The following is a 12,826-nucleotide window of genomic DNA, read 5'->3' on the forward strand; positions in this document are numbered from 1 at the left end:
CTGCCCGCAATCGAATGCACCGACCCCGCCGCCGTGGATCGAAGTCGAGCGCGGCACGAATGCGCGAAGAACGTCATTGACGCCACTCTTCGCGCCCTTCATGCTGCCTCCGCGGCGTCGCCGGACGATCGGTGATGGGCGCCGCGCCGAGGTATCATGCATTTGTACAGCCTGGATCTTTCCGCTCGCACGCGTCGTCATGCGTGCTTTTCTGTCACGCTCGCGGCGCTCGTCGCCGCCGTCCCCGAGGCCCACGCGCTCCCGGACCTCACGTGGAGCACGTACTACGGGGCCGACCCGAGCGACGCCGTGAACGACGTCGACTTCGACGTGTGGGGCGAGCTCGTCAGCGTCGGGTATACGTTCTCCGAGTCCGAGATCGCCGGCGGCGACGCCTTCGACCCGGACTACGACGGCGACGCCGACGGCTTCGTCACCAAGTTCGACGCGTTCGGCGATCAGGTGTGGGGGACCTACCTCGGCGGCAGCGGGCCCGACTACCTGCACTCCGTCGCCAGCGACGCGAACGACGGCATCATCGTCGTCGGCGTCACCTCGTCGACGTCCGACATCGCCACGATCGGCGCCGACCAGACCATCCTCTCGGGCACGAGCGACGGGATGGTGGCGAAGTACGACGGCGAGGGCGAGCTCCAGTGGGCCACGTACATCGGCGGCAACGGGGTCGACGGCGCCCGCGGCGTCTGTCTCGCCGCCGACGGCACCATCTACGTGGTCGGCCGCACGACCTCGAACAGCGGGCTGGCCGTGGGCACGGTCCACGACAGCACCTTCAACGGGGTGCAGGACGCCTTCGTCGCCAAGCTGGCCAGCGTCGACGGCGACGTCCTGTGGACGACGTACTTCGGCGGCAACGGCACCACCGAGGCCTTCGACTGCGCCGTCGACTCCAACGGCAACATCTTCGTCACCGGTTACACGAACGCGACCGACATCGCCACGGTCGGCACGCACGACGCCGGCGCCAACGGCGGGCAGGACGCCTTCCTCGCCAAGTTCACCTCGTCCGGCGGGCGGTCCTGGGCCACCTTCTACGGCGGCGCCGGCGACGATCATGGCAACGCAGTCATCGTCGACGGCTCCAACAACGTCTACATCGCCGGCGACACCAAGTCGGCCAACGGCGGGCTGTCGCTGCTCATCGCCACCACCGCCGACACCAGCCTGGACGGCACCCAGGACGCCTTCGTCGCCAAGTTCAGCAACGGCGGCGTCCGCTCGTGGGGGCGCTACTTCGGCGGTGCGCCGGGGGGCTTCGAGTACGAAGGGTTCTACGACCTGGAGGTCTTCGCCACGGGGCTCTACCTCTCGGGGAGGACGACGAGCTCCGGCCTCGCCACCGCCAACGCCTTCGATGCGACGCACGGCGGCGGCTACTCCGATGCGGTGTTCGTCGCGATCGACGCGACCAACGGCTCGCTGTTCCACGCCAGCTACCTCGGCGGCACCAGCTACGACGCGGGGCACGGTGTCGCCATTCGCATCGGCGAGGCGGCGATCGGCGGCACGACCGGCTCGCCGAGCGGCGTCGCCACGGCCGGCGCCCACGACGCCACGTACGACGACGGCTACGACGGGCTCATCGCCTGGATCCACCTGTTCGACGTGTGAACACGAGCCGGGCCCGCGGTCGCCTCGCGCGCCCGCGGCGACGCGCATGGGGTAGTGAGATCCGGCGTCCCCATCTTGAGGCGTGTCGATCGTAAACCCCGACGCAGTCGCGCTCGGGGCCCGTCCTCGAGGCTCCGTGTGGACAAGCGTCGACGACCGCGAGAGCGGCTCGCACGAGCGAGATCCACGTGAAAACTCGTCGCTCTCGCGCGCAAATGGTCGCGCCGCGAGGCGCGCGCGATCGATCGATCCCGCGTGGAGCGCTCTTGCGGGCCCGTGGCGGGCCCGATACCGTAGTGCATGGCCTCCATGCGTCGCTTCGGTTTGTTGCTCGCGGCAGGACTCTTTCACGCCCCCGGTTGCTCGAGCACGTGCGTCGACGACGGCGCGGTGTTCAACCAGTCGCTCGAGGCGTGCATGACCGCGGGCCTCACCGCCAACGCGACCGAGGGCACCGAGGGCAGCGAGTCGGACACCGACGGGCAGACGATGACCGCGCCGACCGAGGGGAGCGCGAGCGCGACCGAGGGGAGCGCGACCGAGGGCAGCAACAGCAACAGCGAGTCGAACTCGAACTCGAACTCGAACTCGAACTCGAACAGCAACAGCGAGAGCGACACGATCACCGGCGGCGGCGGCGGCGTGTGGTGCGAGGACAAGGACGGGGACGGGTTCGGCGATCCTGCGAATTGTGTGCCCGCGGAGCCCGGCGAGGACCCGCCGGCGGGGTTCGTGCCGAACGACGACGACTGCGACGACGGCAGCGAGCACACCTTCCCGGGGGCCGCGCCCAACGACGACCCGATGGCGTGCATGACCGACGTCGACGGCGACGACTGGGGCGAGAGCATGCCGATGAACCCGGACGTGACGCCGGGGACCGACTGCGACGACGACGACGCGTCGACCTTCCCCGGCTCGGCCGAGGTCGAGGACCCGGAGAAGTGCATGAAGGACGAGGACGGCGACGGCTGGGGCGACAGCAGCGTCGGCTCGGGCGTCGACGTCGGCTCCGACTGCTATGATTCGAACGCCGACATCAACCCCGGCGACCGCCTGCTCTACACCGCGTTCGACGACGGCCAGTTCGCCGAGGTGAACGTGGAGACCGGCGACGTCACGCCGTTCGCCAGCGTCGACATCGGCCCGCTGGCCCCGCCGTACCAGGTGATCACCTGCGCGATCTCGCCGATCGACGGCACGATCTACTGCTCGCAGTCGGCCAAGCAGATCCTCATCGTCGTCGATTACTGCAGCGGCGACACGCCGACCGAGCTCGCCGACCACGGGAGATCGATCTGCGGCCTCGGCTTCCTCGACGACGGCACCCTCTACGGCATCGACTCCGACGGCGACGAGCTCGTCACCTTCGACCCGGCCACGGGCGAGGTCCTCGACGCCAAGCCGCTGACCCTCGACGGCAACGGGGTCAACATCCAGGCCTGCGGCATGGCGGTCGACTGCGTCGGCGAGCGCATGCTCGTCACCGACGGTCAGAACAGCCGGATCCTCAGCGTCGACCCGGCCACCGGCGAGGGCACGGTGGTCGCCGACATCCCCGAGGGCCAGTGGAACTCGGTCGGCCTCGAGTTCGACTCGGTCAGCAAGCAGGCGTTCTCCAACAACGGCGACCAGCTGTTCCGGATCACCCTCGACGGCTCGAACGACTACATGCAGCTGCCCGACCTCGCGGTCAGCATCAACGACCTGTCCTACGGGCCGACCTGCAACTGACGGGCTGCCGGCTGTCTCGCGCGGCGGATGCCCTTCGAGACATGGCGATCGGGCCATGTCCTGCCTTCGTTCCCTCGGCCGCTCGGGAGCCGATGCGTCGGCGCCGGCGGCGAGCCATCGCGGCCGAGACGTGCGGTTCACCCGGCGACGGTCACGTCATCACGGCAGGCAGGACGACGTGCAGCGCGATGTCGGCCGCGAAGTGCATCACGATGGCGTGCTCGAGGCCGCGGCGCACGTAGATCGCTCCGAACAGCGCCCCCGGGAGCGCGTTCAACAGCAGCGTGCGCGCGACCACGAGGTGGGTCAGCGGCCACACCTGTGCCGCCGCGGGTAGATGCAGCGCGCCGAACAGCACCGCGGCGCCGGCGATCCCGACGGCGGCCGACGCCAGCGGATGACCTCAAGGACATGGCGCAATAGCCATGTCCGAACGAGCATCTCAAGCGCGACGCCGGCGCAGCAGCCACAGCAGCGCCAGGCCCGCGAGGCCGCCCGGGGCCGAGCCGCGGGTGTTGCAGCCGCCGGCGGACTCCTGGGCCTTGGCGGCGGGCGGGTCGGCGGCCTTGACCGGAGCCGGGGCGGGCGGCGGCGTGGGGGCGGGTGCCGGCTCGGAGGCGGGCTTGGGCGGGTCGGCGAGCGGGGCGTTGATGGGCTTGGGCGGCTCGGGCGGCGGGGGCGTGGGCACTGCCTTGCCAGTGGCGTCGAGGTACTCCTGCTTGACCAGCTCGGCGCTGCACTTGTCGCCGTCGACGGTGGCGCGCCAGGTCCAGCGGACCTCGACGGCCGGGGAGGTGTCGACGATCGTGCGCACGCCGGCGAACGGCTTGGCACACTCGACGCTGGCGGCGAGCAGCGGCTTGATCTTGTCGCGGTCGAGGTCGGCGCCCGCGGCCTTGATCGCGTCGCCGTCGCCGGCGCTGATCAGGCGCAGCTGCATCTCGCCGCCCAGCGGGTGCCACGAGATCTTCTGGTCGGTGCCGGGGACGAGCAGGGTGCCGCCCTCGAAGGTGTTGGCCAGCACCAGGGCCTTGCCGCTCGGGACCTGGGCGTCGACGCGCAGCGACAGCGCGACGCCCTTCTGCCCTTCGGGCAGTATGTCGGCGCGGGCGGCGAGCGGGACCAACAGGACGGCGAGGGCGGCGGCGAGGGTGCGCATCGGCCCGAGGATGCCACAGGGCCGGGCCGGCCGACACGGGCACGAGTGCGCGCTCGACTGTCGGGACGGACATGTCCTCTCAGGCATGTGGCCGCGAGCCCACACCTGCGGGCGTGCTGCCGGGTCTGTCCCCGGGACGGAGCCCGTCAATGACTTTGACGGTGAGACACGGCGCCGGTCAGGTTTTGTGAATGTGAGATCTCGGCAAGTGGCGTCGGAGGATGGGTTCGTCGTGATGCACCTGTCCGTAAGGACATGGACGTCGTACTCGCCAGGGCCGCGATCGGGATCTCGGGGGGCACCTATGATGAATGCCCGTCCCCCGGGCAGCCTCACCGATGCGGCCGACTCGCCGCGGGGGCACCCAGAGAGGGACGCCGCGCCCGACCGCCTCAGCTGCGCGCGCGGGGCCGCTTGCCGATGCAGTAGACGAGGGCGTCGCGCAGCTTGCCGAACACGGCCACGCGCGACAGGTCGACGCCGAGCGACACGATGGTCTGGGCGATCAACGGGTGGATGCCGGTGAGGATGCCTTCGGCGCCGAGCAGGCGGATCGCCTGGATCATGCGGATGAGGTGGCTGGCCGTGCCGGTGTCGACCACCTCGACGCCGGTGAGGTCGAGGATCGCGTGCCTCGCCCGCGTGCGGGTGACCGCCTGCAGCAGGTTGTCCATGATCTCCGCGGTGCGCACCGTGTCGATGAGGCCGACGATCGGCAGCGTGATCACTCCGTCCCACACCTCGATGATCGGGGTCGACAGCTGGCGGATGACCTCTTGCTGGCGCTCGATCAGGTCGAGCTTGGCCTGCAGCTCGAGCTCGTTGCGCTTCGTCTCCGTGACGTTGAGCGTCACCCCGATCAACGACAGCTCCTCGTCGTCGACCGTGGGGAGGTTCCAGTTGAGCCAGTGGACGCCGTGCACCTCGGTCGGCACGGCCGCGGAGGCCTCGCCGGCGATCGCCCGCCGCACGTCATCGACGTTCGGCAAGTGGCCGTAGTGATCGAAGTAGTTCTGACCGACGAACTCATTGGGCCGCAGACCGGCGGTCCGCATCGCCTTGCCCTGCTGAAACACGAAGTTCGCCTGCTTGTCGATCGCCCACACCGCGAGGTCGAGGTTGTCGAGCATCACCGCGAGGGTCCTCGCCTCGATCCCGAGGCGACGGGCCTCGCGCTCGCGGGCCGTCACGTCGTGGCCGTAGATCGTGGCGCCGACGACCCGCCCGTCCTGGTCGAGGGTCCTCTGGGACCAGGTCTCGAAGTGCAGCGGGCCCCCGGGGCGATCGATGATCCGGACGCTGGCATCCTCGCTGTCGTCCACGAGGGCGCTCGCCCACGAATCGTGGTCTTCGGACACCGGCAGGACCTCATGGACGAGGCTGCCGAGCGCCTCGCTCGCTGCGATCCCGAGCACTCGCTCGGCGCGAGGGTTCCATCCGATGATTGTCTGATTGTTGTCCAGCTCGATGGCGGCGAGAGGAGCAGTGTTCCGGCGGTTGTCCACGAGGCCAGGATATCGACATGTAGACAGGAGTCCACGCATCCCCGAACGCGGGCGAGAACCGTCGGCGTGGGTGTGCGTGCTGGGCTGGCGATCCGCAGACCGCGAGAGCCGTGGATATTGGCGGTCTCGCGCGCACCTGCCCCTTGAGGCATCTGCCGAGCTGTGAGCATGTCGCACAGGTCCGCCTCGGTCATACGTCGCTTCCGGCGCCGGGCAGACTCGTCGCCCTGCTCTGAACTTCGCGGGCCGTGTCCCACACGACATTGGCCGGTAGGGACGATTGCTCTTCTCGCGCGCGGGAGCGATGCGGCGCGATCTCCGTCGAGCCGAGATTTTTTGATCAGCGACACCGGAGCGCTGACGGGAAGATTTCCCATGACCAGGAACGATTCCGTTCCGCGTGGCGAGGCTCGATCTCGGGGACGACGGATTCGCGGAGCACGCGAATGCCACATGGCACTTCCGGTGACCGCGTCGAGCGAGCAGGCGTCCTGCTCGAGCCCGCAGGCGCAGGGCGCGGCCACGATTCACGCAGGACAGTGCCGGTGTCGTCGCGCGGTCGCCTGCAGCGCCAGCGAGGTCGTTGCGACTGCATGTCGCAGCGCGGACCGACCTCGGCCCTCGCGGGTCGCCCGCGCGGGCCGATCGGCTTTAAGCTTGCGGCGTGGGGCACGACGATGACGGCGCAACGACGCGGCCGCCAGGCGACGAGGCGGCCCGGGTCGCGCTGCTGCGGGCGTGGGGGACCGACGCGGTGTCGTTCCAGGCGCTCGAGTCCGTCATGCGATGGTGGTACGACGTCGGGCCGCCGGACGGCACCGGCGCTGCGGTCGCCTTCGTCGACGTCGGCCGTTACCGGCTCGCCGGCGGCAGCCCGCTCGCGCCGCCCGAGCTGCGCCTCGCCGCCGTCGCGCGCTTCATCGCCGCCGCGCGGGCGGCCGGGCGCGAGGTCGCCTTCGTGGCGGTCGAGGACCTCGCGCCGTTCGCCGGGCTGCGCCGACTCCCGCTCGGCTTGCAGTCGATCGTCCGCGCCGCCGACTGGCCGTCGACGCTGCGCGCCCGCCGGCGCCTGCGCGAGCAGCTGCGTCGAGCCCGGGCCAAGGGCGTCGTCGTGCGCCGCGTCGCCGCCGGGGAGCTGGCCGCGGGCAGCCCGTTGCGTCGCGCCGCGGAGGCGCTGCAGGCCGGGTGGCTGGCCTCGCGGCGGATCGAGCCGCTGGGCTTCCTCGTCGCCGTCGAGCTGTTCCACGCGCCCGACGAGCACCTCTATCTCGTCGCCGAGCGCGACGGCGCGGTCGTCCAGTTGCTGTCGGCAGTGCCGATCTACGCCCGCGGCGGGTGGCTGATCGAAGATGTCCTGCGCTCGCCGGCGGCCCCCAACGGCACCACCGAGCTGATGCTCGACCGGCTGCTGCGCGAGGTCGGCGAGGCCGGCTGGGTCACTCCGGGGCTGACGCCGCTGGCCGGACCGATGCCCTGGTGGCTGCGCCTCGCTCGCACGGCGGCGCGTCCGTTCTACGACTTCTCGGGGCTCGAGCAATTCCGGGCCCGCCTGGCGCCTTCGCGCTGGGATCGCGTGTGGCTGGTGTGGACGCGGGGCTCGGCCGTGCGCGTGGTGGCGGTGGTGTTGCGAGCGCTCGCCCACGGGGCGCTGCTCCGGTTCGCCTGGCGCTCGGTGGTGCGTCACCCGAGCGGGCCGCCGTGGGTCCTCGCGGTGCCGCTGGTGCCCTGGACGCTCCTGCTCGCGATCCTGGCCGGCGTCGGGCGCCACGATCTGTTCGGCTTTTCGCGCGCGACGCTGGCCGGCTGGGCGCTGTTCGACGCGGGCCTGGTGGTCCTGCTGTTCCGCGCGGCCGCCCGCCCGCGGCGCTCGACGCTCCGGGCGGCCGCCGCGTGCGTGACGTTCGACGCGCTCCTGTCGGTGCGGCACCTCGTCCTCGTCGGCTTCGGCCCGTCCTGGCCGAGCGCCGTGCTCCGCCTGATCGCCACCGCGGCGCCGCTGGTTGCCTCGGCGCTGCTGCTGTGGACCCAGGCGAGGCCGACTCCGCGGAGACCGGGTTCGTGAGGCGCGAGCCGCTCGACGGGTCGCGGTCTCGACGCGGCGAGGTCTCGAGGTTCGGCCTGTCGCCGACATGACCTCGTGAACGGGACCGCGGACATTCGTCTGTCCCAAAGTTCAGGTGGCTCTGCGCGCCGGAGGTCGCGGGCCGGCGGCTGGCGGCGTGGGTGGCGAGGCGGCGACGCGAGCCGGTGGGTATCGGGGCGGCCTGTCCGCATCTCTCGAGGCCCGCGATCGCGGACCGACGGAGAGCCTGAGGTTGCGCCGCGTCCGCAGGTCGGCGAGGGCGACCGAGGCGACCGACGCAGCTCCCCGAGAAAGCTCGCCGTTGGCTGCGAAGGGGCCCGCGGCGGCGAATTGTGCAGGCGTGCGGAGGTCGTCGGGGGGAATCGGCGGCAAGTCCGCCTGTGAGGATGTTTCTCTCGTTCCGATCGGAGTCGGATCACGTAACGGCGTGAATGTTGGTATTGTGGTTTCAGCCTCGTGCGAAGTCTCATGCCCTCCCTCGACGCCACGCCCCACTCCGCGCGGATGCGCACGGACCCCGACGGTAGCCGGGATTCGGGGGACTTCGAGGCGATCGGGGACAGCAGCGAGGGCGGGGACTTCGGGCGGATGTACGTCGACGCCGAGCGCGGGGCGGTCGCGTACGAGGCGGCGACGCGGGCGGTGGAGGCCGAGCTCGAGCCGTTCCGCGCCGGTCGCTACGTGATCATGAAGCACCTGGGGCACGGGGCGATGGGCAACGTGTTCCTCGCCTACGACCCCGACCTCGACCGCAAGGTCGCGGTGAAGATGCTGCGCGAGTCGTCGCGGGCGCTGGTGCCGGCCTCGCTGGTGCGCGAGGCCAAGGCGATGGCGCGGCTGACCCACCCCAACGTGGTCGGCGTGTTCGACGTCGGCGTGTGCGACCGCGGCGTCTACGTCGCCATGGAGCTGGTCGAGGGGGTGACCCTTCGGACATGGCTCAAGGAGCAGCCGCGAGGCTGGCGCGAGGTCCTCGGCCTGTTCATCCAGGCCGGCAGCGGCCTGGCGGCGGCGCACGAGGCGGGCCTGGTCCACCACGACTTCAAGCCCGACAACGTCCTCGTCAGCGCGCGCGGGCGGGCGATGGTCAGCGACTTCGGCCTGGCGCGCGTGCACGAGGCCGCCAGCGCCGACGTGAGCGGGGAGATCAGCGACGCCGGGACCACGCGGCGCGGCAGCGGCGGGGCCAGCGACGGCAGCTCGACCGTCGCCTCGAGCCGCGGGCCGGTCGGCACCCTGGCGTACATGGCCCCGGAGCGGCTCAAGCTGCAGCCGTCCGACGCCCGCTCCGACCAGTTCAGCTTCTGCGTCGCCCTGTACGAGGGCGTGTACGGCCGGCGGCCGTTCGTCGGCGAGGACGCGCCGGCCCTGCGGCGCGCGCTGCTGCAGGACCGCCCGCAGGACCCGCCGAAGGGCTCGGTGGTGCCGCCCAAGCTGTGGAAGGTGCTGCGCCGCGGGCTCGCGCGCGACCCGGCGGCCCGCTACCCCGGGATGGACGCGCTGCTCGCCGAGCTGACGGCGATCGCCGCCGAGCGGCCGATGCGGCCGTGGCAGTGGGCGCTGGCGGCCGGCTCGTTCGCGGGTGTCCTCGGGGGCATGTCCTTGTGGACAGCTCCGGTCGACCGCTGCGGCGCGGCCGGCGAGGCGCTGGCGGCCGCGTGGACGCCCGAGGTGCGCGGCGAGCTGCAGGCCAAGTTCGCCGGGGTGGCCGGGCGGTGGGCGCGGGTCGAGTCGGCGCTCGACGACTACGTGACCGGCTGGCAGGTCCGGCGCGAGGCCGTGTGCGCCGGGGCGGCGCGGGCCGACGCGGCCGCCTCGGAGGAGCTGCGGGCGCGGGCGACCTGCCTCGAGCACCCGCGGATGCGCTTCACGGCCTTGATCGAGCTGCTCGGCAGCTCGTCGCGGGTCGACGTCGACGACGCGGCGCGGGCGGCCGCCCAGCTGCCGGCGCTGGCCGACTGCGACGACCGCCAGCTGCTCGCGCTCGGCCTGCGCCCGCCGGACGCGCACGAGCGGCCGCGGGTGACCGCGCTGCGGGCCGGGCTCGAGCGGGCGCGCGTGCGCGAGGTGTCGGGCGAGTACGCCAGGAGCCTGGCGATGGCCGAGGAGGCGGTCGGGGCGGCGCGCGGGCTCGACTACCCGCCGCTGCTGGCCGAGGCGCTGTACCAGCGCGGCCGCGTCGAGCACTACCTCGGCCGCAGCGACGCCGCGGTGGCCAGCCTGTCCGAGGCGGTCGACCTGGCCGAGGCCAGCCGGCACGAGGTGCTGGTCGCCGAGGTGTGGCAGTACCTGGTCGAGGTCGGCGCGCTGCACTGGCGCCCGGGGCTGCCGGTGCTCGAGTGGGTCCGACGCGCGCGGGCCAGCGCCGAGCGGCTCGGCCGGCCCGCCGCCGACAGCCGGGCGCGGGCGCTGCAGGCCGAGGGCCTGGTCGCGCGCGGCCGCCAGCAGCCGCGCTCCGCCGAGTCCGCGTTCCGCAAGGCCCTGTCGCTGTGGGCCCAGAGCCCGGCCCCCGACGCGGTGGCGATCGCCAAGCTCAAGCTCAACCTGGCCACCGCGCTGGTCGACCAGGACCGCGGCGACGACGCGGCGGTGCTGTACGTCGAGGCCGAGCAGGGCTTCGTCGCCGCGCTCGGTCCGCGCCACCCGTACGTGCTGGTCGCGCTGTACAACCTCGGCCTGCTCGAGGAGCAGCGCGGCCGCCTCGACGCCGCCCGGGCCGCCTTCGAGCGCGCGCTGGCGGTGGCGCGATATGTCTTCGGGGACAGCCACGGCAAGGTCCTCGAGCTGCACCTCGCGCTGGCCCGGGTCGACCTGTACGAGGGCCTGGCCTCCTCGGCGCTGGCCCACGGCGAGGCCGCGCGGGCGATCTTCGACGACACCGGCAGCGCCGACGACGAGGTGTTCGCGGTCCTCGGCGAGGCCCACCTGCTGCTCGGCGGCTACGTGGAGGCCCTGGCGGCCGCCGAGCGCGAGCTGACCCTGGCCGCGGCGCTGCACGGGGCCGACGGCGAGGTCGTCGCCCGGGCCCACGCCAAGGCCGGCGAGGCGCTGCTCGGCCTGCACCAGCCCGACGAGGCCGAGGCCCGGTTCGCCCAGGCCCAGGCGCTGCTGTCCCGCATCGACGACGCCGACGGCGACGCCCAGGGCTTCGTTCTCAAGGGCATCGGCCAGGCCCGGCTGATCCGCGGCGACCACGCCGGCGCCGCCCAGGCGCTGCGCCAGGCCTCGGCCGTGTGGGCCAGCGCCGGCAGCGACTTCCGCGAGGTCGCCGACACTCAGTGGTGCCTCGCCCAGGCCCTCGCCGCGCTCGGCGAGACCACGGCCGCCGCCGAGCGGCGGGCCGCCGCCGAGCGCTTCTACGCCCGCTTCGGCGAGGCCGGGGCGCGCCGCGCCGCCGAGCTGGCCGGGTGGCTCCGACCTCCGTCCTAGCCCCGTTTTTTCTTCCTAGCCCAAAGAACATGTCCCCAAGACCCTGTAGGGAGGTACTTATGTCTCGCACCGTCACTCTCGCCCTCGCCGCTCTCGCCCTCACCGCCGTGTCCGGCTGCGACGAATTGGTCCAACGCGCCGCCGCGACCCAGGCAGGGCCGACCGCCCTCAAGGAGGACGCCGGTCCGGTCGACGGCAACGGCGATTGCGGCTCTTGCGCCAAGTTCCGCACGCGGCCGCCGTCGGGCATCAACGCCCCGCCGTCGCTGTGATCGCTCGCGCGCAGGCCCGCTGCGCTGTCGTCCGCTGGTACAATCGTCGTCCCTATCGAGAGGAGGCCCGCCGTGTTGCAAGGTCGCTACACCCCCTTTGTCCGTTTTCGCCTCCCTGACGGGCGTTCCGCCCAGGTCGCCGCCGGCGGGCTGATCGGCAGGGCGTCGACGGCCGAGCTGCGGATCGAGAGCCCGGAGGTGTCGGAGGCGCACGCGTTCATCAGCATGCGCGGGCGTCACCTGCAGATCCTCTCGCTGCGGCGCTGGATCATCCTCGACGGCGAGCGCAAGTCGTCGATCATCCTCGCGCCGGGCCAGCGGATCCGCCTGTCGCAGAACGTGACGCTCGACGTCGAGGCGGTCGAGCTGCCGGACCGGGTGATGGTGCTCTACGGCGACGGCCAGGAGCTGTGCACCCTCAGCGAGTCGGTCTATTCGATCGTGACAGCGAACGGCGGGCCGTCGCAGACCCCCAGCTACAAGCTCCACCCGGAGTATCTGCCGGGGGCCGAGGCGTACATCTGGGGCACCTCCGACGGCTTCACCCTGCGGGTCGGCGACCGCGAGCCGGTCGAGCTGGCCGCCGGCACCTCGTGGGAACTGCGCGGGCATCACTTCGCGGTCCAGGCCAGGCCGCTCGGCGACGGGGCCCTCAGCACCCGCAGCATCGGCCAGAACGACCCGCCGCTGACGATCGTCGCCCGCTACGACACGGTCTATGTGCGGATGCCCGGGCGGCCCGAGTGCGTGATCGCGGGGTTGCTCGCGCGGATCGTCAGCGAGCTGGCCACCATCAATCGCCTCGTCTCGTGGGAGGCCGTGGCCAGGGAGATCTGGGGCGACGAGACCGACCGCGGGATCATGCGGCAGAACTGGGACCGCAATTTGCGGCGACTCCGGGCGCAATTGCGTGAGGCGGGGATTCGTCCCGACCTGGTGCGGCCGGACGGCAAGGGCAACGTGGAGCTGTACCTGCTGCCGCAGGACACCGTGGTCGACGAGAGCTGAACAT

Annotated in this window: 9 protein-coding genes; 6 read left to right on the forward strand and 3 right to left on the reverse strand. The window is 72.1% G+C overall.

Going from position 1 to position 12,826, the window contains the following annotated elements; translation table 11 throughout:
• The first annotated feature begins 156 nt into the window (after positions 1-156).
• Positions 157-1,632, forward strand: a complete 1,476-nt coding sequence (locus tag O0S08_RS10120) for an SBBP repeat-containing protein (RefSeq protein WP_269038855.1) — start codon at positions 157-159, stop codon at positions 1,630-1,632.
• Positions 1,633-1,941: 309 nt separating this feature from the next.
• On the forward strand, positions 1,942-3,366 hold the full coding sequence (locus tag O0S08_RS10125; RefSeq protein ID WP_269038856.1) for an SMP-30/gluconolactonase/LRE family protein: 1,425 nt from the start codon (positions 1,942-1,944) through the stop codon (positions 3,364-3,366).
• A 151-nt stretch (positions 3,367-3,517) separates the two neighbouring features.
• Here the strand turns inward: O0S08_RS10125 and O0S08_RS10130 are convergent, their stop codons facing one another.
• From O0S08_RS10130 to O0S08_RS10140, 3 genes are all read right to left on the reverse strand, one after another.
• Positions 3,518-3,760: a CPBP family glutamic-type intramembrane protease gene (locus O0S08_RS10130; protein WP_308477880.1), complete on the reverse strand. Its 243-nt coding sequence runs from the start codon at positions 3,758-3,760 to the stop codon at positions 3,518-3,520.
• Positions 3,761-3,808: 48 nt separating this feature from the next.
• Entirely contained in the window at positions 3,809-4,525 is a 717-nt protein-coding gene (locus tag O0S08_RS10135) for a hypothetical protein (RefSeq protein ID WP_269038857.1), read from the reverse strand.
• Between the two features lie 392 nt (positions 4,526-4,917).
• Positions 4,918-6,030, reverse strand: coding sequence for a PAS domain-containing protein (locus O0S08_RS10140; protein ID WP_269038858.1), 1,113 nt, complete (start codon positions 6,028-6,030; stop codon positions 4,918-4,920).
• A 664-nt stretch (positions 6,031-6,694) separates the two neighbouring features.
• Between O0S08_RS10140 and O0S08_RS10145 the strand changes: the two genes are divergently transcribed.
• From O0S08_RS10145 to O0S08_RS10160, 4 genes are all read left to right on the forward strand, one after another.
• Positions 6,695-8,092: a phosphatidylglycerol lysyltransferase domain-containing protein gene (locus O0S08_RS10145; RefSeq protein ID WP_269038860.1), complete on the forward strand. Its 1,398-nt coding sequence runs from the start codon at positions 6,695-6,697 to the stop codon at positions 8,090-8,092.
• 525 nt (positions 8,093-8,617) lie between these two features.
• On the forward strand, positions 8,618-11,542 hold the full coding sequence (locus tag O0S08_RS10150) for a serine/threonine-protein kinase (protein ID WP_269038862.1): 2,925 nt from the start codon (positions 8,618-8,620) through the stop codon (positions 11,540-11,542).
• Positions 11,543-11,601: 59 nt separating this feature from the next.
• The gene (locus O0S08_RS10155; protein WP_269038863.1) at positions 11,602-11,814 is read left to right on the forward strand and encodes a hypothetical protein; all 213 of its coding nucleotides are present in this window, start codon (positions 11,602-11,604) and stop codon (positions 11,812-11,814) included.
• A gap of 72 nt (positions 11,815-11,886) precedes the next feature.
• Positions 11,887-12,822, forward strand: a complete 936-nt coding sequence (locus tag O0S08_RS10160; protein WP_269038864.1) for an FHA domain-containing protein — start codon at positions 11,887-11,889, stop codon at positions 12,820-12,822.
• Positions 12,823-12,826 lie beyond the last annotated feature (4 nt).

It is taken from the genome of Nannocystis punicea, from assembly GCF_026965555.1.
Taxonomy (GTDB): Bacteria; Myxococcota_A; Polyangia; order Nannocystales; family Nannocystaceae; genus Nannocystis; species Nannocystis punicea.

What these genes read in the sequence shown, in the direction of transcription:
- O0S08_RS10155 (WP_269038863.1), top strand. Translation starts at nt 11,602, where the DNA reads ATGTCTCGCACCGTCACTCTCGCCCTCGCCGCTCTCGCCCTCACCGCC.
- O0S08_RS10125 (WP_269038856.1), top strand. Translation starts at nt 1,942, where the DNA reads ATGCGTCGCTTCGGTTTGTTGCTCGCGGCAGGACTCTTTCACGCCCCC.
- O0S08_RS10120 (WP_269038855.1), top strand. Translation starts at nt 157, where the DNA reads ATGCATTTGTACAGCCTGGATCTTTCCGCTCGCACGCGTCGTCATGCG.
- O0S08_RS10135 (WP_269038857.1), bottom strand. Translation starts at nt 4,525, where the DNA reads ATGCGCACCCTCGCCGCCGCCCTCGCCGTCCTGTTGGTCCCGCTCGCC.
- O0S08_RS10150 (WP_269038862.1), top strand. Translation starts at nt 8,618, where the DNA reads ATGCGCACGGACCCCGACGGTAGCCGGGATTCGGGGGACTTCGAGGCG.